Genomic DNA, 20,862 nt, shown 5'->3' on the forward strand with positions numbered 1-20,862 from the left:
AATGGCTCGGCGTCGAATTCCTTCAAGGCGCGGTGAAGACGCGTGCCGTCCGCCGTTTCTTCTCTTACTTGGCTCAGCTATCGTGAGGCCGCTGAGCATCGGCATCGGCAATGCCTTCGATGTCGGCTTCCGCGTCGCATGGAAGCGCTGACGTCGCGACCGGGGCGTCGATACTTGCCTCCGTACGGCATTTCAGATATGCACCGCCCGTCGCAATGACACCCGGCCGGGGGTTGAACGGAAGGCGGCTTGCCGCAGGGATCGCAGGATCCCGTCTTCCCGTGTCTCCGCTCTCGAAGTTATACCGATCAAGCCTTTCTCGAAGGCTTCGGTGAGGCTTGGCGCCGGGCAGCATGAAGGAAGGGCACTATGCCACTTTACGAACACGTATTTCTGTCCCGACAGGATGTGTCGGCGCAGCAGGTCGAGACGCTGACCGAGACCTTCAAGGGCATCCTTGAAGCCAATGGCGGCTCCGTCGCCAAGATCGAGCAGTGGGGCCTCAAGTCCGTCGCTTTCCGGATCCGCAAGAACCGCAAGGCGCACTACACGCTCATGAACATCGACGCGCCGTCCGCGGCCGTCGCCGAGCTCGAGCGTCAGCAGCGCATGAACGAAGACGTTCTGCGCATCCTGACGATCAAGGTCGAGGCGCATGAGGAAGGCCAGTCGGCCATGCTGCAGAAGCGTGACCGCGAAGACCGCGATGATCGCGGCGGCCGTTTCGGTGATCGCGGCGACCGTCCGCGCAGCGGCGGCTTCCGTGGTGGCGATCGTGATGGCGGTGGCGGCGGCTTCCGCAGCGAGCGTCGTCCCCGGTCCGAAGAGAGCGAAGGTGGAGCAGAATAATGGCTGAGTTCGGCACTTCCAGCACCACCACCACCAGCTCGGGCGGCCAGCGTCGTCCCTTCTTCCGTCGTCGCAAGACCTGCCCGTTCTCCGGCCCCAACGCGCCGAAGATCGACTACAAGGACGTGCGGCTGCTGCAGCGCTATATTTCCGAGCGCGGCAAGATCGTTCCCTCGCGCATCACGGCCGTCTCGGCCAAGAAGCAGCGCGAGCTGGCCCAGGCCATCAAGCGTTCGCGCTTCCTCGGCCTCTTGCCCTACGTCATCAAGTAAGGCGTATCGCGCCGGCCGCACGGATCGGCCGGCGCGTTCTCCTCGGCGTTTCAAGCGCCGATCTATCCGGGTTGGGGTGCGGGCAGTCGCCGCGCGCCTCTAACCGCTGATCAAGCGGGACAGCACATGATGATACGCAATGTCCTCATCGGCCTCGGCGCCGGACTCGCGGCGGCCCTGCTCTATGCCGGCCTGCTGACGAGCAATCTCGTCGCCGTCCCGCTCTTCCTCATTTCCCCGCTCCCCATCGCGATCGCTGGTCTGGGCTTCGGCACGCTCTCGGGCGCACTGGCCGCGGCGATGGCATCGGCGCTGATCGCTATCGCCCTCGATCCGGTCCTCGGCGTCCTCTATCTGATCAACTATGCCGCGCCGGTGGCCTGGGTCGCCCATCTCGTCGGGCTATCGCGCCCCTCGGAGGCCACGCCGGACGCGCAGGAATGGTTTCCGCTCGACACCGTATTGCTTCGGGCCGGCCTGGCAACCGCGCTGTCGGTCGTCGCCTGGACGGCGCTGCGCGGGTATGATTCTGCAACTCTTGCCGCCGGCCTGCTCGATGCCCTGACGACGATCATGGCAGACGGCGGATCCGAAGTCGCGCGCGGTCAGCTAGAGCCGATCGTCGGCGCGATTGTCACGCTGATGCCGGTCCTCTTCGCGTTTTCCGTGCTCGTCATCGTCGTGTTCAATGTCTATGTCGGCGCCCGCATCGTCCAGAGGTCGGGACTATTGCAGCGCCCCTGGACCCCGCTTTGGCGCGTACGCCCGCAGCGGATCCTCGTCCTCTTCTTCGGTCTGACCCTGGCAGCGACGTTTATCGGCGGGTCGATCGGTGAAGTCGGCGGAGCCTTTGCCGGCGCTTTCGCCGCCATTTTCGCGCTCACCGGCTACGGCCTCGTCCACGCATCCCTGCTGGGCCGTCCCGCCCGGGGCGTGCTGTTGTGGCTGCTCTACGTACTGACCTTTCTGTTCAGCCCGACGCTCGTCGTGATGTGCGTCGTTGGCGTTGCCGACAGCCTTTTCGATTTGCGCTCGCGCCGCCTCGGCGGCGCGGACGGACCCAAGTGATTTCTCAATTTCATCCAATGACACCAACAAGGAGATAGATCATGGACGTCATTCTGCTGGAACGCGTCGCCAAGCTCGGCCAGATGGGCGAGATCGTGCACGTCAAGGACGGCTTCGCCCGCAACTTCCTGCTTCCGCAGGGCAAGGCTCTGCGCGCGACCGAAGGCAACAAGAAGCGCTTCGAGACCGAGAAGGTCCACCTCGAGGCGCGCAACCTCGAGCGCAAGCAGGAAGCCAGCGCCGTTGCCGAGAAGCTCGACGGACAGAAGTTCATCGTCATCCGCCAGGCGGGCGAGACCGGCCAGCTCTATGGCTCCGTCTCGAGCCGCGACATCGCCGACATCATCTCGGAAGGCGGTTTCGCCGTTGCGCGCAACCAGGTCGTGCTCGATCATCCGATCAAGACCATCGGCCTGCACACTGTCGCGATCGCGCTTCACCCCGAAGTCGAATCGACCGTCACCATCAACGTCGCGCGAAGCGTCGATGAGGCGACTCGCCAGTCGCGCGGCGAAGACCTGACGGTACGCGAAGTCTTCGAGCTTGAGCCTCTGGAAGATGAGGAAGAAGGCCTCGAGGGCGAAGACGAGGACCTTTCCGAGCAGGCGTAAGCCCACTCGAAACCCAAAGGACGCCTTACTTTTCAACGGAGCGCGCCGATCCCTCGGCGCGCTCCGTTTTCATTTTGGCCGGCGTGGCTTTCGGGTCACGCTGAGGCCCTTGAAATCATGGCGAAATCAGGACTAACATTTGTATGACAGCTGGGTAACACCGGAAAATTGAAGCCTACGCTCGGTGAAACGAGGTTTCAGAGGAAGGGGCAGCGTTCACATGAACCGGTTGCTCGTGAAGTATCTCTCGCGAATCATGTTGAAGGGCTCGCTGGAGATCGTCGATGCGAAGGGCGTCGCGCATCGCTTCGGCGATGGCAGCGGCAGTCTCGTCCGCGCGCGGTTTACCTCCGCCGCCGCCGAACGCGCGGTGATGCTCAATCCGGAACTGAAGCTCGGCGAAACCTTCATGAATGGGGGGTTCGTCGTCGAGCAGGGCTCGATCTACGATTTCCTGGCCACCGTGCTCCAGAACATCGGCGGCGGGGGCCGCGCCTGGTGGGCGCGCGTCATTTACCGCCTGAGGGTTTGGACAAGGCGCTTCCGGCAATGGAACACGCCATTCCGCGCCCGGCGCAACGTCGCGCACCATTACGATCTCGACGGGCGTCTCTATTCGCTGTTCCTCGACAGCGACCAGCAATATTCCTGCGCTTATTTCGAGACGCCCGAAACGACGCTGGAAGACGCACAGCATGCCAAGAAGCGGCATCTGGCGGCGAAGCTTGCGCTCGCTCCCACCCAGCGTGTTCTGGATATCGGCTCCGGCTGGGGCGGGCTCGGCCTCTATCTCGCTGGTCACGCCGATGTCGACGTCACCGGCGTGACGCTCTCGCAAGAACAGCACAAGGTTTCGAATTCGCGCGCCGAGGAACGCGACCTCGCCCATCGCGCCCGTTTCCTGCTGCAGGACTACCGCTCGCTGACGAGCCGCTTCGACCGTATCGTCTCGGTCGGCATGTTCGAGCATGTCGGCGTCGGCCACTATGACCAGTTCTTCCAAAAGGTCCGCGAATTGCTGACCGATGACGGCGTCATGGTGCTGCACTCGATCGGCCGGTTCGACGGGCCGGGCGAGACGAATTCCTGGATCCACAAATACATCTTCCCCGGCGGCTACATTCCCTCGCTTTCCGAGGTGTTGCCCGCGATCGAACGGGCCGGGCTCAAGGTAACGGATGTCGAGATCCTTCGCCTTCATTACGCGGAGACGTTGAAGGCCTGGCGCGAGCGCTTCCTCGCCCGGCGCGAAGAGGCGAAGGCGCTCTATGACGAACGCTTCTGCCGGATGTGGGAGTTCTACCTGGCGGCCTCGGAAACGGCGTTCCGCTTCCAGGACATGATGAACTTCCAGATCCAGATCGTCCGCGACCAGAACGCGCTGCCGCTGACGCGCGACTATATCTGGCAGGCCGAGGAGGCGCTGCGACGGCGCGATAACGCCGGCTCGCGCCCCTCGCTCAAGATCGCGGGCGAATAAGGATCAGGCGACCAGACCGTTCAGGGGACGGACAGGCAGACTTCCGGGGAAGACCTCGGTGGAAAGCACCCGTTCGCTGAGGCCGAGATGGTCGCGCAGCACCCCCTTCAGCACGGCGCGCAGATCGGTGGTCGGCCTCAGGTCACGCGCCTGGTAGAGCTGGTTCGGCGCAAGACCGGGCCAGTCGGCGACAACGCGCCCGCCACGAACCGCGCCGCCGGCCAGAAGCGCCATCGTCGCCGTGCCATGGTCGGTTCCGTCCGTACCGTTGACATGGGCGGTCCGGCCGAACTCCGTCACCACGGCAACGACCGTATCCTTCCAGACCGGGCCGAGTTCCACCGCGAGACCCTCCAGCGCCCCGTCCAGCGCACCGAGAAGCTTGTCGAGATTGCCATCCATCGGCCCTTCTTTGGCGTGGGTGTCCCAGCCGTCATAGGAGAGCGCCGCGATGCGCGGACCGTCCTCCTGGGCCAGCAGCCGGCCGGCGCCGACGGCGATCGTCCGGAACTGGTTGTTGATGTCGCCGCCCGGGCGTCCGCCGCCGCCTGCCATGCGATCGATCTCGCGACCAGCGGAAAAGGCTTGGGCCAGTTTTGAATCCGTCTGCGAATAGAGGTCCATCAACCGCTGCGCCGTATCGGGGCCGGTCGCCTGCAAATCGGTAGGCATCCAGGTGAAGACCGGGGCCGCGCCGCGCAGCACCAGCGGCACGACGGGGCTGACGGCAAGGCCGTGGAGGGGCCGCACCGCATCGCCCTTCGGCAGCGCCGCCACGGCGCGGTTCAGCCAGCCTGTCTCGGCAAGCCGGGGGCCGTTGGTGCCGTTCTCCAGGACATCCTGGCCGTCGAAATGCGAACGATCCCGATAGGGAGTCGCCGCGGCATGCACGACGAGAGCCTCTCCCGACTGGAAGCGGCGGCGGAAGTTCGGCATGGCATCGTTAAGCGCGAATATGCCATGCAGCGGGCTGGCGCCGCCGACACCCTTGGCGCCAACGGCGATGTCGCCGCGAAGCGCCGTATAGGCCGGATCGCCGATCGGCGGGACGACAGCCAATCCGTCAACGGCCCCGCGCAGGATTACGAGGACGAAACGCGGATCGCGGGTGCCTGCAAAGGCGAAGCGCGGCATCTGGGCCCAGGCGACGAAAGATCCGGCCGAAGCCAGGAAGAGACGCCGGGTCGGACGGAAGCTGCCGGAGGCGGAAGCGTGATTGGTCATCTTCATCTCCACTGGAATTCGGGGCTCATGAGCAGCAGCGCAACGGCCTGGCGGCCGGTCTCCGCACGGCGGATGGTTTGCCTTGTATCGGCAGATAGGTCCGGACCGAGCAGGTCTTCGGCGAGTTGCTCCGGCGGGCGGGACAGCGTCGCCTGCTGAGCGATGCGGTCGGCGACATCAAGTCGCGTGGTCATACCGTCGGGTGACAGCCACGTCGCGGCGTCGTCGTGGAATCCCTCCGGCGAGACTGGCGCCCAAGTCATCTGACCGAGCGAGCGGAGGACGCCCTGCATACGCGGCGTGTCCAACGTTACGCCGGTCGCCCGCAGCGACGCGTTGACGAATTGCTGCGGTGTCGCGAATTTCTGCCCCTTGCCCCAGGCTGCGGGGGCTTCGATCAGAGCGCGCGACACGGCCTTCAGGTCGCCGTCGGTCTTCCGGAACGTACCGGCGAGCGCAGCAACGATTTCCTCCGGCGGATGGTCGTCGACGAAATGGCGGGCGAGCTTGGTGGCTATGTGATGGGCGGTGGCGGGGTGGGCGGCTAGGTCCTGCAGCACGTCCAGCCCCTGCCGCTCATTGCCCTTGGGATGATCGGGATCGACCGAATAGGTCTTGCCCATCACGACATGGCCGCCTGGCTCATGTCGGTTGGCCGCGAAGAAAAAGCTGCCGATGTCGGATCGCCGTACATCCCGGACAAAGGTCCAACCGGTCAGGACGCGCGCGAATTCCGTCACATCCTGCTGGCTGTAGCCGCCATCGACGCCGACCGTATGCAGTTCGAGGATTTCGCGCGCATGATTCTCGTTGAGGCCATTGCCGCTCTTGAGGCCGGCCGGGGAATTGGGGCCGGTGGAATCGACATTGTCCAGCGAGAGCAGCATGGCCGGGTGGCGGGTTGCGGCGACCAGCATGTCCTCGAAGCGGCCGAGCACATGCGGACGGATCGCCTCGCGCTCGAAGGCACCGGCAAGACCTCGGATCCGCTCGTCCTTGTCGGATTGCAGAGCGAAATGATTCGCCCAGAAATCGACGAGGCGCTCGACATAGCCAATATCGGCGGAGAGCCGGCGGGACGCACGGGCCGCGATCTCCGACCGGTAGAACACCATGGAGCGGCGCGGCGCCGTATCGTCGAGCGCCTTGCCGCCGGGCGCCATCATGGCCGCCCCGACCACCGGTACTGCAACCGGCGCTGCCTTCGATGCGTCGCCCGCTGCCGTGGAGGCCATTCCACCGGCCGACTCGGCGGCCGCCATGTCGGGCACTTTCACCTCGGGCGCGGCACGCCGCGTCGTCTGGCGGGCGATCTGGTCGCGGCGGATGGCGAGATAGGCCTCTTCGGCACCCGGCAACCCCGCATCGTCGAGACGGACGATATCCGCCGCATCCAGTTCCGCCAGGACGGCGGCTTTCGGATCGGCGGCGATCCGGCCGATATCGCCAGGCCTCGGGCCGAGGCCGAATCGTTTCAAGGCCAAGGCGGCCTCTTCCACTGACATGCATGCGCTCCTTCGGCTTGCCCCAGCCGATAGCCATGACGGCTCGAGCGGCAGGCTCCTACGCGGTTAAGCGAAAATTGCGGCTCTGGGCTAAATTGTCGGCATCGCGAATCGGATTGTCTCAACGCCGCAACTTGCAAGCTTCAAATGCGGTCTCGGCCCTTCGCAGGCGGAGAATTCACATGGCTGTTAATAGCGGTACTAGACTGGCAATCGATTCGATTTGAACGGAAGCTGGCGGCTAAGTGAGCGTCGGAGGAGGCTCGCCATCCGAAGCGGCGTGACGAGGCGTGGACGCGGCCCAGGGTTGCGAGCCCGAGTGTCTCCGTGTCGTTTCGACCTTTGGAAAACACGAGAACGAGGACGATGAACCTTCCTGCCCTTGGCCTGAACGTGCCGACCAGCGAGTTCTATCGCCAGGCGCCGCACAACATCGAAGCGGAGCAGGCGCTGCTCGGCGCGGTGCTGGTCAACAACGAAGCGTTCTACCGCGTGTCGGACTTCCTGGAGCCGACGCACTTCTTCGAGCCGGTGCACCAGCAGATCTACGAAATCACCTCGCAGATCATCCGCTCGAACAAGGTCGCGACTCCGGTCACGATGAAGACCTTCCTCCCGGCCGACCTCGCCATCGGAGAGCTCAATCTCGCGCAATATCTCGCCCGCCTGGCCGCCGAGGCGACGACGATCATCAATGCCGAGGATTATGGCCGGGCGATCTACGACCTCGCGCTCCGCCGTTCGCTGATCGGCATCGGCGAGGATGTGGTCAACATCGCCTATGATGCGCCGGTCGACATGCCGCCGCGGGCCCAGATCGAGGACGCCGAGCGCCGGCTTTTCGCCCTTGCCGAGACCGGGCGCTATGATGGCGGTTTCCATGCGTTCGAGGAAGCGCTCAAATCCGCCATCGACATGGCGAGCGCCGCCTATCAGCGAGATGGAGGCCTCTCGGGTATAGCCACCGGTCTCGATGATCTCGACCAGAAGATGGGCGGGTTGCAGCCCTCGGATCTGATCATCCTTGCCGGGCGCCCCGCCATGGGCAAGACCTCGCTCGCCACCAACATCGCCTACAACATCGCCAAGGCCTATCGCGGCGAATTGCAGCCCGATGGCACTATCAAGACGGTGAATGGCGGGATCGTCGGCTTCTTCTCGCTGGAAATGTCGGCCGAGCAGCTCGCGACCCGCGTCATCGCCGAGCAGTCCGGCGTCTCGTCATCGCATATTCGCCGCGGCTCGATCGACGAGAACCAATTCGCCCGTGTCGTCACGGCGTCGCGCGAAATGGCACGCATTCCGCTCTATATCGACCAAACCGGCGGCCTCTCGATAGCCCAGCTCACGGCCAGAGCCCGCCGGCTGAAGCGCCAGCGCGGCCTCGACGTTCTGGTGATCGACTATCTCCAGCTGCTTTCGGGCTCGGGCAAGCGTTCCGAGAACCGCGTGCAGGAGATCACCGAGATCACCACGGGTCTCAAGGCGCTGTGCAAGGAACTCGCTGTCCCGATCATCGCGCTGTCGCAGCTGTCGCGTCAGGTCGAATCGCGCGACGACAAGCGCCCGCAGCTCTCGGATCTGCGCGAATCCGGTTCGATCGAGCAGGACGCCGACGTGGTGATGTTCGTCTATCGCGACGAATATTACCTGAAGGGCAAGATGCCCAAGGAAGGCACCGAAGAGTTTTTCAAATGGCAGGCCGAGATGGAGCAGGTCGCCGGCGTCGCCGAAGTCATCATCGGCAAGCAGCGCCACGGGCCGACCGGAACCGTCCAGCTCCAGTTCGAGGCCGAGGTGACGCGCTTCTCCAACCTCGTCCGGCGCGACCACCTGCCCGATTCCTACGAGTGAGGTCGCGCCCGGCATCTTCGCCGGGAAACCCCGCCCTTCAGGAAATCTCCGAGGCCGGCTCCACCATGGCCGGGGCGCGTTGCGGCGGCTTCTGCATCCGCGGACGAATTTCGTGCCGCCGGAACAGGACAGTCATGATCGCGCGCAGCATCGGGAATGGAATGCGCCAGTAGTCGCCTATGATCTCGTCGGCGCGGTCCGGCTGGAAATGCGGCAGCCCGGACCACGAATAGACGGTAAGCTCGCCAATCCTGAACGTCTGGCCGCAGTCATAGATATCGACCCGGAGGTGATCCAGTCCGGCCGCAAGACGCTCGGCCGCCGCCAGCATTTCGATCAGGCGTTTGGGGCGCGGCAGGTTTCCCGGATGCGGTTCGCGCGACGAGCGCCAGGGCAAGCGCGTCCAGTCGGGCGTATGAAATCCCGTCGTGCGGTCGCGGTTGCCGGACGCGACCAAAATCGTCTCTATGACGCGCGCTTTGCCGTTGAAGACGAAGATCTTGCGTTCGGGGGGCGGCTCACCGGAATCGTGGAAGAGCAGTCTCTCGACGATCAGTCCGGGCTGTAAATGTTCATAGCCGGGCTCTCCCATCGTCGTTCCGTGATTATAGGCCAGCCATTGCCGCGCTGACGCACGCATACGCGCCGTATCCGGCTCCGCTCCAGCCTCGACGATCTCGACGTGACCATAGCCGTGCGTGCTCTTGAGGACGAACGGTGTCGGCAGACTGTCGAAGGGGATCTGATCCGGGTCCCGGCCGAACCACAGAAGCTCAGGCAGATACCCAGCCCCGAGCCGCTCCGCCACGAATCGCCGCGTCGCGTGTTTGTCGCTGAAGATGGCGAAGTCGGGGTTGAGGTCGAACAGCTTCCGCCATTGCATCTTCTCGCTGAAGTGCCGTGGGCGAAACAGGGCGAGTTCACGACCCTCCTCACGGCGATATAGCGCACGCGTGTCGTCGATGATTTCCCGCCACCTGGCGATCCGCGCCGGCATGACACGGTCGCGCAGCCCCGAAAAAGCCAGACGCATCAGCCCCCCACGGGCAATTCAAAAGACCTTGGAAACGCCAGTTCGTGTCGCCGCAAGCCGACGCGATCGCGTCGCTCTCGCTGCGGACCGGGCAGCTCAGATATTCGCCGGCTGAAGCAGATCCCACAGATTGCCGTAGAGATCCTCGAATACGGCGACCGTCGCGTAGGATTCATGCCGCGGGGTCTCGCGAAAAACGAGCCCTCGCGCACTGAAGGCCGCGTAGTCGCGAGCGAAATCCTCCGTCTCCAGGAAGAAGCCAACGCGCCCGCCAGTCTGGTCGCCGATCCGCGCCGTCTGCTCGGCGCCCTCTGCCTTCGCCAGGAGCAGCGCCGCGCCACCCGTCCCCTTTGGCGCCACCAGCACCCAGCGCCTGCCGGGCCCGAGCGGCGTGTCGGTAAGAAGCTCGAAATCGAGCACGTTTGTGAAGAATGTGATCGCCCGGTCGTAGTCATCGACGAGGAAGGTCACATGTGCGAGGCGGCTGCCGGCCATCAGCGGGTTCCCTGTGCATGAAATAGGGCGGCGGTGCCCCGCAATCGCCCTTCTTCCATGCGAAGAGCTATCGTCGATCACGAGCAATGTCATGCAGGAATCGGTTAGTGTCGCAGCCATGGTCGCACCGCATCAAAGGTTCATGAATCCCATCGCTCAAGCCGAAGCCGCCGGTCCCGCTGATTCCAGTCGCCTGACCATCGATCTCGGCGCGTTGGTCGGCAATTGGCGCCATCTCGCCCGCCTCGCCGGGCAGGCCGAGACGGCGGCCGCCGTGAAGGGCGACGCCTATGGCATGGGGCTGGAGCCGACGGGAACCGCGCTGGAGCGGGCGGGATGCCGCTCGTTCTTCGTCGCCCTGCCCTCGGAAGGCCTGCGGCTGCGCCGCATCCTGCCGCGCGCGGCGATCTATGTGCTGAGCGGGCTGACGGCCGGCAACGCGCCCGCCCTCGCCGCCGCGTCGCTGCGTCCCGTGCTGGGCTCGATCGAGGAATGGCGCGAATGGTCGGCCTATCGCGCCGGTGGCGGGCGCGGCGAGGCAGCGCTCCATATCGATACCGGCATGAACCGCCTCGGGCTCAGCCTCGACGAGGCACGCGATGTCTCCACCGGCGATTGGCGCCGCCAGGGCTTGACGCTGGTCATCAGCCATCTCGCCTGCGCCGATACACCGGGCCATCCGCTGAACGAGACGCAGCTGAAGCGGTTCCGCGCCGGCGCCGCCCTGTTCGAGGGACTGCCGGCCTCGCTCGCCAATTCGGCGGGGATCCATCTCGGTGCCCATTATGGCTTCGACCTCGTGCGGCCGGGCATCGCGCTCTATGGCGGCGCCTTCCAGGCGGGGATGCCGTCCCTCGACGTCGTCGCCAAGGCCGAAGCGCTGGTGCTCCAGGTCCGCGACGTCCCGGCGGGTGAGAGCATCGGCTATGGCGCCTCGCAGACGCTGCGCCGCGACAGCCGGATCGCGATCCTCTCGGCGGGCTATGCTGACGGCTATCCGCGCATTGCCGGATCGACCGACGAGCAGCCGGGCGCCAGCGTCTTCCTGAACGGGCGCCGCGCCCCCCTCGCCGGCCGCCTCTCCATGGATCTGATGGCCGTCGACGTGACCGATGTCCCGAATGTGAAGCGCGGCGACTGGGCCGAATTGCTGGGTGCCAACATCCCTGTAGACGAAGTCGCCAGTATCGCCGGCACCATCGGCTATGAACTCCTGACCAGCCTCGGCGGGCGCTATGAGCGCCGCTATGTCGGAGCCGCCTGATGGCGAAGGCCCGAGTCCAGTTCATCTGCCAGAATTGCGGAGCCGTCAGTGCGCGTTGGCAGGGTCGCTGCGAAGCCTGCGGCGAGTGGAACACCATCGTCGAGGAGAACACGGCGGGCGGCGTCGGCGGCGGCCCAGGACGCGGGCTCGGCAAGGGCCGCGTCGTCGAATTGCAGCCTTTGTCCGGCGAAAGCGGCGAGGCGCCGCGCATTGCCTCCGGCATCGCCGAGCTCGACCGCGTCACCGGCGGCGGCTTCGTGCGCGGCTCGGCTCTCCTGGTCGGCGGCGATCCGGGCATCGGCAAGTCGACGCTGCTCCTGCAAGCCTCCGCAGCCTTGGCGCGGCTCGGCAAGCGCGTCGTCTATATTTCCGGCGAAGAAGCCATCGCGCAGGTGCGGCTGCGTGCCACCCGCATGGGTGTGGCCAATGCACCGGTCGCGCTCGCGGCCGAGACCAGCGTCGAGGACATTCTGGCGACGCTCGAATCCGGCCCGGCTCCGGCGCTCGTGATCCTCGATTCGATCCAGACTCTCTGGACCGCCACCGTCGATTCCGCTCCCGGCACGGTCACGCAGGTCCGCGCCGCCGCGCAGGCGATGATCCGCTACGCCAAGCAGTCCGGCGCGACGGTGATTCTTGTCGGCCATGTGACGAAGGACGGCCAGATCGCCGGCCCGCGCGTCGTCGAGCATATGGTCGATGCCGTGCTCTATTTCGAGGGCGAAGGCGGACATCATTTCCGCATCCTGCGGGCCGTGAAAAACCGCTTCGGCGCCACGGACGAGATCGGCGTCTTCGAGATGACGGGCTCGGGCCTGCGCGAAGTGCCGAACCCATCCGAGCTTTTCCTCGGCGAGCGCAATGCCGCCTCGCCTGGCGCCGCCGTCTTCGCCGGCATGGAGGGAACGCGGCCGGTGCTGGTCGAGATCCAGGCCCTCGTCGCCCCCTCCCCGCTCGGGACGCCCCGCCGGGCCGTGGTCGGATGGGATAGTGGACGGCTCGCCATGGTGCTCGCCGTGCTCGAATCGCATTGCGGCGTGAAGCTCGGCCAGAACGACATCTATCTCGCCGTCGCCGGCGGGCTGAAGATCGTCGAGCCGGCGGCCGATCTCGCCGTCGCGGCGGCGCTCGTCTCCTCACTCGCCGGTATTGCTCTGCCGCCGGATTGCGTCTATTTCGGCGAGGTGAGCCTTTCGGGCGCCGTGAGGCCGGTTGCACATGCGGTGCAGCGTCTCAAGGAGGCGCAAAAGCTGGGCTTTGGGCGCGCCATGCTGCCGGCGGCCTCGCTCGACAAGGAAGCCGGCTCAGGCGCCGGACAGACGGGAGTCGACCAATTGGCGTCACTCGTAGCCGCAATTGCGGCTTCGGGACCGCGCAAAGGCCGACCGGATGGTGCGACGGCCAAGCCGCGCATCGACGAAGCGGATGAAGCCGTGCTTTCCTGACGGCTGGCTACGGTTCTGGACCGGGAACTGCCCGGGCCGTTTTGGGGGTCGCAGGAGACATGTCGGTGACCGTACTCGACGGCGTTGTTCTGGTCGTCGTGCTCCTTTCGGCGATGCTCGCCATGGTGCGAGGCTTCGTGCGCGAGGTTCTGTCCGTCGCCTCCTGGGCGATCGCGGCGGCTGCAGCCTTCTATCTGTACAAGCCGCTGCTCCCCTATGTGGCGCCCTATATCTCCAACAAGAACATCGCGATCGTCGCTTCGGCAGCTGGCGTGTTCTTCGTGACCCTTGTGATTGCCAGCTACATCGCGATGAAGATCTCCGACTTCGTCGTCGACAGCCGAATCGGCCTGCTCGACCGCACGCTCGGTTTCGTCTTCGGCCTTGCGCGCGGTGTGCTGATCGTCGTCATCGCCTTTGCCTTTCTGTCGTGGATTCTCTCCGACCATCAGCCGAGCTGGGTGGCGAACGCCCAGAGCGCACCTATATTGAAGCGTCTCGGGGATCGGCTTGTCGCCGCGCTGCCCGAAGACATCGAAAAGACGATTCAGGACCGTCTGCACGGCGGCAGCGATGAGGCGGCCCCGCCGGCTGCCGATTCGCCCGACAATGCCACGACGCTCCCGGCGCCCGCGCCGGGCACCGTACCGCAGGCTCCGAACTATGGTGGGGCCGAACGCAAGGGTCTCGACAGTCTGATCGACAATGGCGATGCACCAGCCGAAGAGCCGGACGACGCGCCGCAGCAGGGAACGAACGGGAGCCAGCCCAACCCTTGAGGTGATCGCCGGTCAGGCGACCCTCCGCCGAGGAACATGATGGACGACTTCTCGATGCTGCCCTTCACGGCCGATGACGACCACCTTCATGAGGAGTGTGGGGTGTTCGGTGTGTTCGGCCATCCGGATGCCGCCGCTCTGGCGGCACTGGGCCTGCACGCCCTGCAGCATCGCGGCCAGGAGGCAGCTGGCATCGCCGCTCATGATGGCCGCCAGTTTGCGATCGAGCGCCATATTGGCCTCGTCGGCGACGCCTTTACCCGCAAGGCAGTGATCGACCGGTTACCCGGCGAGCGTGCCATCGGCCATAATCGCTACTCGACGACCGGCGGCGCGGGACTGCGCAATGTGCAGCCTTTGTTCGCGGAATTCGCAGGCGGCGGCTTCGCGGTCGCCCACAATGGCAATCTGACCAACGCAGCGACGCTGAAGCGTGAATTGCAGCGGCGCGGCTCACTATTCCAGTCGACCTCGGACACCGAGACGATCATCCACCTGATCGCAACCAGCAATCACGGTCGACTGCTCGACCGCTTCATCGACGCGATCCGCCGCATCGAGGGTGCCTATTCGCTGGTCGCGCTCTCCGAGAAGAAGATGATCGGCTGCCGCGATCCGCTCGGCGTCCGGCCGCTGGTGCTCGGCCTGCTCGACGGCGCTCATATCCTCGCCTCGGAGACCTGCGCGCTCGACATCATCGGCGCAAGCTATGTCCGCGACATCAAGCCGGGCGAAGTCGTCCTGATCAACGAGGACGGAATCGAGAGCATCTTCCCGTTCGAACAGACCCGCTCGCGCTTCTGCATCTTCGAATATGTCTATTTTGCGCGGCCGGATTCGGCGGTTGACGGGCGCGGCGTCTATGCCGTGCGCAAGAAGATCGGCGTCGAACTCGCCCGCGAGAGCGGAATTGACGCCGACATTGTCGTTCCCGTACCCGATTCGGGTGTTCCCGCCGCGATCGGCTATGCCGAAGCCTCCGGTATCCCATTCGACCTCGGCATCATCCGCAATCACTATGTCGGCCGGACCTTCATCGAGCCGACCGACGCGATCCGCCATATGGGCGTGAAGCTCAAGCACAATGCCAATTCGGCGATTCTCAGGGGCAAGCGGGTCATCCTAGTGGATGATTCGATCGTGCGCGGCACCACCTCGATGAAGATCGTGCAGATGGTGCGCGAGGCGGGCGCAGCCGAGGTCCATATGCGGATCGCCAGCCCGCCGACGACTGATTCCTGCTTCTACGGCGTCGACACGCCGGAGAAATCCAAGCTGATCGCCTCGCAGATGAGCGTCGCCGAGATCGCCAACTATATTCGCGCCGACAGTCTTGCCTTCATCTCGATCGACGGTCTCTACCGCGCCGTCGGCGAAGCGAAGCGCGATGGATCGGCGCCCCAGTTCTGCGATGCCTGCTTTACCGGAGAATACCCGACCCGCCTGACCGACTATGAGGAACGCGGCAAGGTCCAGGTCCTGCCGCGCCTCGCCGAGGCGAGCTGACCCCTTCCCGTCCCGAACGGAATCCCACCTTGTCTCAACCCGATCTTTCCGGCCGCGTCGTCGTCGTCACCGGCGCGTCGCGCGGCATTGGCTGGAACGCCGCGGTGGCGCTCGGCGCCGCTGGCGCGCATGTCATCGCCATCGCCCGCACGGTCGGCGCGCTGGAGGAACTCGACGACGCGATCCGCGCCAAGGGCGGCAGCAGCGCGACGCTGGTGCCGCTGGATCTGAAGGATCATGACGCGATCGACCGGCTGGGCCTCTCGATCTATGAGCGCTGGGGCAAGCTCGACGGACTGCTGGGCAATGCTGGGCTGCTCGGCCTCATCACGCCTGTCACCCATCTTGAGCCGAAGGAATGGAACGACGTCTTCGCGCTCAACGTGACGTCGAACTACCGCCTGATCCGCTCGCTCGATCCGCTGCTGCAGCGCTCCGACGCCGGGCGCGCGCTCTTCCTTACCTCGGGCGCCACTGAGCGCTGCCGCCCGTTCTGGGGGGTCTATTCGGCCTCGAAGGCCGCGCTCGATGCGCTCGTGCGCACCTATGCGGCCGAGATCGCCTCGACGAATGTCCGCGCCAACCTGCTCGACCCGGGCAAGCTGCGCACGCAGATGCGGGCCAAGGCCGCGCCCGGCGAGGATCCGATGAGCCTGCCGCATCCGCGCGAAGTCGCCGCCGACATCGTCCGCATGCTCGCGCCGGACTTCACCGACAACGGCACCCGCTTCGAATTTGCGAGCGGGACGTTGACGCGGTTTCTGGACTGAGGCGCGGCTTGCCGGGCGCCGGCCCGGCGTCAGAGTGCTCGCAGGAAATACTCGGTTGGCGTCTTGCCGTGGCCGGTGGCAAAGCGAGCATGTGGCGCATCGGTTGTCCGCTGATTATCCGCAATCATCATCTCGTCGGGGCCGGTCGTTCCGACGACTAGGTAGACGTGATCTGCGCCCGCTGGAGTCGGATCATTGTCAAAACAGACCCCGACATCGCCCGGGATTTGCTTACCGACGGCAATCTGGCTCCAGCCCCGATCTTTCAATACCTGGGCCAGCTTCCCTGCACCCCAGATCATCGGCACATCGATGCCGGCCTGATGGAGCAAGGCGCTGAGATGCACCGCACAGCCATTGGTAGGGTAGCCAGGAAGGCTCGCGGCGGCGGCCTTCCTGGCCGCCTTGAGGCCATCGGCGGTACTGCCTTGACGAATGAGTTCCGGCACATTGGCAGCGTCGACGATGCCGGCTGCATGGATATGCGGTACCGCGACCGCCAAGCCGGACGTGGCACCAGTCGTGGCACGCTCAATCAGAAAGGCGCTGCTGACGAAGCCGTCGGCGACCCCGTCGCCTTCGAGGTCGACCTGCGTCCAGCCCCCGACCTGCCGAAGTGGAAAGACGGTCGTGCCAATTGCCAGTGTGCGGGCGCTGTCGAACTCGACGCCGGGACCGGCACGAAGACGGAGTCCAGAACGCGCATTTACATGGAGGGCCGGCGGATTCGCCCTATCGGTCGAAGCAAGGGATAGAACAACGAAGTCGCCAACCTCATGTCCGTCCGCAGCCCTGTCGGGATCACAATCGACACCGGCAATCGAATCCGGCATCGCCTGATCAAGCGTCCATCGACCCGAGGCTAGGAAGGCCGCGTGGCCTCTCCATCCGGTCGACTGGGAGAGCCAGGCGCGCTGCGCCAGTCCCGCGTCGAGCACCGCTGCGCATGTCGCGCCGCTGCCATAGACGCCGACCACGTAGTCGGGCTCACCCGTGCGCCGACAAAGCGCATCGGCAACGCCACGGAAGAAGGGCAGAATGCGCTGGCGAATTTCGCTGGCGCTGGCGTCAAAATCCACCCCGAAATAGATCGTGGAGCCTCCGGGTTGGCCGATCGTCGAAGCACCATAAGTCCGCGCATATTGCCCGTCCGCCAGGCCGGAGGCCGCGTCGAAGGCCTCCGCGCGATTGCCAAAGCGCGCTTCATGCACCACCCCGATGCGCAGGCCGGCGCTCACCAGTTGCCCTGCCTCGACCCGAGTCAAACGCTTCGATGAGCTCACGGTATCTCGCGAATAATACCGAAAGACAGTCCTGATACCCGATGCGGCCAATGCCGTTGCCTTGGCCCCACAGTTCTGGGATGCATCAATGATTGACGTCATGCGTACCTCCCGCTGCGCCAAACTTCTTCCCGCCAGGTTCGTCCGTATCAGACCCCTGGACAGGCAGTTGGCGACGGGAACTACTTTAACACGAGTTTTTTATTTCTATAATCATGGGCTGCAGTTCCGCTCGCGAACTCGCCGGCTGCGATCGGGAGGCATAACGCAGATCTTGCTGACTACCGCTTCTTCGCCTTGTTCTCATAGGGGTTCTCGCCCTTGCGCAAAGTCAGGCGCAGCGGGACGGCCTGGAGATCGAAGGCCTCGCGCAGGCCATTCAGCAGATAGCGCGTGTAGGATTCCGGCAGCGCTTCCGGCCGGGAGCAGAAGGCGACGAAGGTCGGCGGCCGGGCCTTGGGTTGCGTCATGTAGCGCAGCTTGACGCGTCGGCCGGAAACGGCTGGCGGCGGATGGTGCTCCAGCGTCGCGGCGAGCCAGCGATTGATCGCCGCCGTCGGAACACGGCGATTCCACAGGCCGTAGACCCGAAGCAGCTCGGCCATCAGCTTGTCGATACCAGAGCCAGTCAGCCCGGAGAGAGGCACCAGCGGCACGCCGCGCACCTGCGGCAACAGCCGTTCGGCCATCTCGCGGATCGCCGCCATGGTCTTCTGGCGGTCCTCGATCAGGTCCCATTTATTCAGCGCAATGACGAGCGCCCTGCCCTCGCGCGCGACGAGATCAGCGATCTGCAGGTCCTGCTTCTCGAAGGGCATGGTGGCGTCGAGCATGAGCACGACAACCTCGGCGAAGCGGATGGCCCTTAGCGTATCGCCGACCGAAAGCTTTTCGAGCTTGGTCTCCACACGCGCCTTCTTGCGCATGCCGGCCGTGTCGAAGAGCTTGATCGAGCGATCGCGCCAGACCCAGTCGACCGAGATCGAATCGCGCGTGATGCCGGCTTCCGGCCCTGTCAGCAGCCGCTCCTCGCCGAGCATGGTGTTGATCAGGGTCGACTTACCTGCATTGGGCCGTCCGACCACCGCGACACGGATCGGCTTGGTCGGATCGATCGGGACTTCGGCTTCGTCATCGTCGCTGAACACGATCTCGGCGGATTCCGCAGCCTCTTCCTCTTCGGTCTCCGGCTCGATCCGCTCGAAGGGCAGCAGCGCGGCGAAGAGATCCGCCATGCCTTCGCCATGCTCGGCCGAGATGGCGACCGGCTCGCCAAAGCCGAGGCTATAGGCCTCGAAGACGCCCGCCTCCCCGACCTTGCCTTCGGCTTTGTTGGCGATCAGCACCACCGGCTTGCCGACGCGGCGAAGGACCTCGGCGAAATGCTCGTCGACCGGCGTGATGCCGGCGCGCGCATCGATCACGAACAAGGCGACGTCGGCTTCGGCGATCGCCGCGTCCGTCTGCATCTGCATCCGGCCCTCAAGCGAGGCGGGATCCGCCTCTTCGAGACCCGCGGTGTCGATGATGGTGAAGTAGAGATCACCGATCTTGGCCTCGCCTGGCCGACGATCGCGCGTGACACCGGGCGTATCGTCGACAAGGGCAATCTTCGAGCCGACAAGGCGGTTGAAGAGGGTCGATTTGCCAACATTGGGGCGGCCAATGATCGCCGCGGTAAAGCTCATGATGTCGTTTCCGATCCGTCGAGCCGGTGACTGGGCGCTACGCCGAGCCCCGACCCACAAGATGCGCGGCAGGGCCGCAAAAATCAAAGCCCGGGACCTGCCCGGGCTTGTCAGCTCCGCCTTTTGGGCGCTGCGTCAGCTTTTCGCCGCGGGTGCCGGCTCGCCGGCCTTGCTCTTGATCAGCTCCAGCATCAGCTGGACCCGATTCTTCATCGCATCCGATGCCGTCGGGTCGCCGGCGATATCGTTAAAGTAGCCACGCGCGGCCTCGACATCCCCTGCCCGCCAGGCCGTGAGCCCGAGGATCTCGCGCGACGCATTGCGCCAGGGCCCGCCGGTGGAAGCCAGATCGCCGATGCGGGTCTTCATGGCCGCGAGATCGGCGCTGTCGACCAGGAGCAGCGCCGCGCGAAGGCGCGAAAGCGCCTTCAGCAGGGGCGGCGTCGAGGGAGAGGCAGCGAGGTCGTCAAAAGCCTTCACGGCCTCATCGGTCTTGCCGGCGCCGGCGAGTTCCGAAGCGGAACGCAGCTGGGCGAGAATCGGATAGCCGCCGGTCCCGGTCGTCGAGAGGTCGGCGAGTGCCTTCATGGCGTCGTCATGCTTGCCGTCATCGGCCAGTTGCAACGCCGCTACAAAGCGGTCTCCGGTCGCGGCGGCTTCGAGCGCGCGCCAATAGACCCAGCCGCGCCAGGCGGCGGTCGCCAGTACGACGAGGACGGCGGCAGCCAGGAGATAGGGCCCGAAGCGGCGCCACAGCTTCGCCGCCTTCTCCTTGCGAAGATCATCTTCGACTTCGTGAAAGATGTCGGTCATCTAGTCCTTCCGGGCCCTCATCAGCGGCGCGCACCATATCGAAGCGCTTCTGCGCTGGCAAATGGCCGTATCCCTGTTTCGAGGAGGTTCACACCTTGGCCTTGTAGACGTTCTCGGCCGTTGGAAAGGCGCGAGCCCGAACATCGCCCGCATAGGCCGAAACCGCCTCCTCGATCAGCCCAGCAAGGCTACCATAGCGCTTGACGAATTTCGGCACGCGCGGCGAAAGCCCCAGCATGTCCTCCAGGACTAGAATCTGGCCATCGCAGGCCGGCGAGGCGCCGATGCCTATCGTCGGACAGGCAACCTTTTCCGTGATTTGGCGCCCGAGCGTCTCGACCACACCCTCGACGACCATGGCGAAGGCGCCGGCCTCGTCGACAGCGAGAGCATCGGCCAGCACGGCCGCGGCGCTCTCCTCGGTCTTACCCTGAACCTTGAAGCCGCCCATGGTGTTGACCGACTGCGGCGTCAAACCGATATGGCCCATTACAGGCACGCCGCGCTCCGCCAGGAAGCGGATGGTCTCGGCCATGCGGCGACCGCCCTCCAGCTTGACCGCGCCGCAGCCGGTTTCCTTCAATACGCGAGACGCGGTCCGGAACGCCGCCGCCGGGCTCTCTTCATAGGAGCCGAATGGCAGATCAACGACGACGAGGGCATGCTTCGAGCCGCGCATCACGGCCCGGCCCTGCAGAACCATCATCTCGACGGTGACCGGAATGGTCGATTCGAGACCATGCATCACCATACCAAGCGAATCGCCCACAAGGATGAAGTCGACGAATGGATCAATGATTGCGGCAGTATGAGCATGGTAGGACGTCAGCGAGACGATCGGCTCGCCGCCCTTGCGCGCGGCAATATCGGTCGCCGTCAGCCGGCGGGACTGAACCTCAACGGACATCGGCACTCTCCCAGGG

The 20,862-nt window shown here is 65.1% G+C and carries 19 protein-coding genes; 11 read left to right on the forward strand and 8 right to left on the reverse strand.

What is annotated here, in order from left to right; all coding sequences use genetic code 11:
• Positions 1-369: 369 nt before the first annotated feature.
• The 5 genes from rpsF to OSH05_RS00525 all read left to right on the forward strand — a co-directional run bounded on the left by rpsF (position 370) and on the right by OSH05_RS00525 (position 4,280).
• Positions 370-849 carry a 30S ribosomal protein S6 gene (gene rpsF / locus OSH05_RS00505; RefSeq protein ID WP_104218335.1) on the forward strand — a complete coding sequence of 160 codons (480 nt, stop codon included), beginning with the start codon at positions 370-372 and terminating at the stop codon, positions 847-849.
• Entirely contained in the window at positions 849-1,121 is a 273-nt protein-coding gene (gene rpsR / locus OSH05_RS00510) for a 30S ribosomal protein S18 (protein WP_104218336.1), read from the forward strand. Before rpsF ends, rpsR begins: the two co-directional genes overlap by 1 nt.
• A gap of 126 nt (positions 1,122-1,247) precedes the next feature.
• Positions 1,248-2,189 carry a DUF2232 domain-containing protein gene (locus OSH05_RS00515; RefSeq protein ID WP_104218337.1) on the forward strand — a complete coding sequence of 314 codons (942 nt, stop codon included), beginning with the start codon at positions 1,248-1,250 and terminating at the stop codon, positions 2,187-2,189.
• A gap of 41 nt (positions 2,190-2,230) precedes the next feature.
• A complete protein-coding gene (rplI, locus tag OSH05_RS00520) occupies positions 2,231-2,800 on the forward strand; it encodes a 50S ribosomal protein L9 (RefSeq protein WP_104218338.1) in 570 nt (189 codons plus the stop codon).
• Between the two features lie 220 nt (positions 2,801-3,020).
• A complete protein-coding gene (locus OSH05_RS00525; RefSeq protein ID WP_104218339.1) occupies positions 3,021-4,280 on the forward strand; it encodes an SAM-dependent methyltransferase in 1,260 nt (419 codons plus the stop codon).
• Between the two features lie 3 nt (positions 4,281-4,283).
• Here the strand turns inward: OSH05_RS00525 and OSH05_RS00530 are convergent, their stop codons facing one another.
• Together OSH05_RS00530 and OSH05_RS00535 are read right to left on the reverse strand one after the other, a co-directional pair.
• Positions 4,284-5,504 carry a DUF1501 domain-containing protein gene (locus tag OSH05_RS00530; RefSeq protein WP_165801532.1) on the reverse strand — a complete coding sequence of 407 codons (1,221 nt, stop codon included), beginning with the start codon at positions 5,502-5,504 and terminating at the stop codon, positions 4,284-4,286.
• 2 nt (positions 5,505-5,506) lie between these two features.
• Positions 5,507-7,009 carry a DUF1800 domain-containing protein gene (locus tag OSH05_RS00535; protein WP_104218341.1) on the reverse strand — a complete coding sequence of 501 codons (1,503 nt, stop codon included), beginning with the start codon at positions 7,007-7,009 and terminating at the stop codon, positions 5,507-5,509.
• A 366-nt stretch (positions 7,010-7,375) separates the two neighbouring features.
• On the opposite strand from OSH05_RS00535, the gene OSH05_RS00540 reads away from it, so the two are divergent.
• Complete coding sequence (locus OSH05_RS00540) at positions 7,376-8,863, forward strand: replicative DNA helicase (RefSeq protein ID WP_104218342.1); 1,488 nt, start codon at positions 7,376-7,378, stop codon at positions 8,861-8,863.
• 37 nt (positions 8,864-8,900) lie between these two features.
• Here OSH05_RS00540 and OSH05_RS00545 read toward each other — a convergent pair whose 3' ends face one another.
• Both OSH05_RS00545 and OSH05_RS00550 read right to left on the reverse strand, forming a co-directional pair.
• Positions 8,901-9,860, reverse strand: a complete 960-nt coding sequence (locus tag OSH05_RS00545) for an ATP-grasp fold amidoligase family protein (protein WP_165801533.1) — start codon at positions 9,858-9,860, stop codon at positions 8,901-8,903.
• A gap of 132 nt (positions 9,861-9,992) precedes the next feature.
• On the reverse strand, positions 9,993-10,391 hold the full coding sequence (locus tag OSH05_RS00550; protein WP_104218344.1) for a VOC family protein: 399 nt from the start codon (positions 10,389-10,391) through the stop codon (positions 9,993-9,995).
• A gap of 142 nt (positions 10,392-10,533) precedes the next feature.
• Between OSH05_RS00550 and alr the strand changes: the two genes are divergently transcribed.
• The 5 genes from alr to OSH05_RS00575 are packed head-to-tail and all read left to right on the forward strand — an operon-like array spanning position 10,534 to position 16,155.
• Entirely contained in the window at positions 10,534-11,655 is a 1,122-nt protein-coding gene (gene alr / locus OSH05_RS00555) for an alanine racemase (RefSeq protein ID WP_104218793.1), read from the forward strand.
• Entirely contained in the window at positions 11,655-13,100 is a 1,446-nt protein-coding gene (radA, locus tag OSH05_RS00560) for a DNA repair protein RadA (RefSeq protein WP_104218345.1), read from the forward strand. Before alr ends, radA begins: the two co-directional genes overlap by 1 nt.
• 59 nt (positions 13,101-13,159) lie before the next feature.
• Positions 13,160-13,879: a CvpA family protein gene (locus OSH05_RS00565; protein WP_104218346.1), complete on the forward strand. Its 720-nt coding sequence runs from the start codon at positions 13,160-13,162 to the stop codon at positions 13,877-13,879.
• Between the two features lie 39 nt (positions 13,880-13,918).
• Entirely contained in the window at positions 13,919-15,385 is a 1,467-nt protein-coding gene (gene purF / locus OSH05_RS00570) for an amidophosphoribosyltransferase (protein WP_104218347.1), read from the forward strand.
• Positions 15,386-15,414: 29 nt separating this feature from the next.
• On the forward strand, positions 15,415-16,155 hold the full coding sequence (locus tag OSH05_RS00575; RefSeq protein WP_104218348.1) for an SDR family NAD(P)-dependent oxidoreductase: 741 nt from the start codon (positions 15,415-15,417) through the stop codon (positions 16,153-16,155).
• A gap of 29 nt (positions 16,156-16,184) precedes the next feature.
• Here the strand turns inward: OSH05_RS00575 and OSH05_RS00580 are convergent, their stop codons facing one another.
• The 4 genes from OSH05_RS00580 to panB all read right to left on the reverse strand — a co-directional run bounded on the left by OSH05_RS00580 (position 16,185) and on the right by panB (position 20,846).
• The gene (locus OSH05_RS00580) at positions 16,185-17,540 is read right to left on the reverse strand and encodes a glycoside hydrolase domain-containing protein (RefSeq protein ID WP_104218349.1); all 1,356 of its coding nucleotides are present in this window, start codon (positions 17,538-17,540) and stop codon (positions 16,185-16,187) included.
• Between the two features lie 179 nt (positions 17,541-17,719).
• Positions 17,720-19,126 (reverse strand): ribosome biogenesis GTPase Der, encoded by a 1,407-nt coding sequence (gene der / locus OSH05_RS00585; protein ID WP_104218350.1) that lies wholly within the window; start codon positions 19,124-19,126, stop codon positions 17,720-17,722.
• Positions 19,127-19,261: 135 nt separating this feature from the next.
• Positions 19,262-19,939 (reverse strand): tetratricopeptide repeat protein, encoded by a 678-nt coding sequence (locus tag OSH05_RS00590; protein ID WP_104218351.1) that lies wholly within the window; start codon positions 19,937-19,939, stop codon positions 19,262-19,264.
• Between the two features lie 88 nt (positions 19,940-20,027).
• Positions 20,028-20,846 carry a 3-methyl-2-oxobutanoate hydroxymethyltransferase gene (panB, locus tag OSH05_RS00595; protein ID WP_104218352.1) on the reverse strand — a complete coding sequence of 273 codons (819 nt, stop codon included), beginning with the start codon at positions 20,844-20,846 and terminating at the stop codon, positions 20,028-20,030.
• Positions 20,847-20,862: the final 16 nt, after the last annotated feature.

The organism is Kaistia algarum, assembly GCF_026343945.1.
GTDB classification, from domain to species: Bacteria; Pseudomonadota; Alphaproteobacteria; order Rhizobiales; family Kaistiaceae; genus Kaistia; species Kaistia algarum.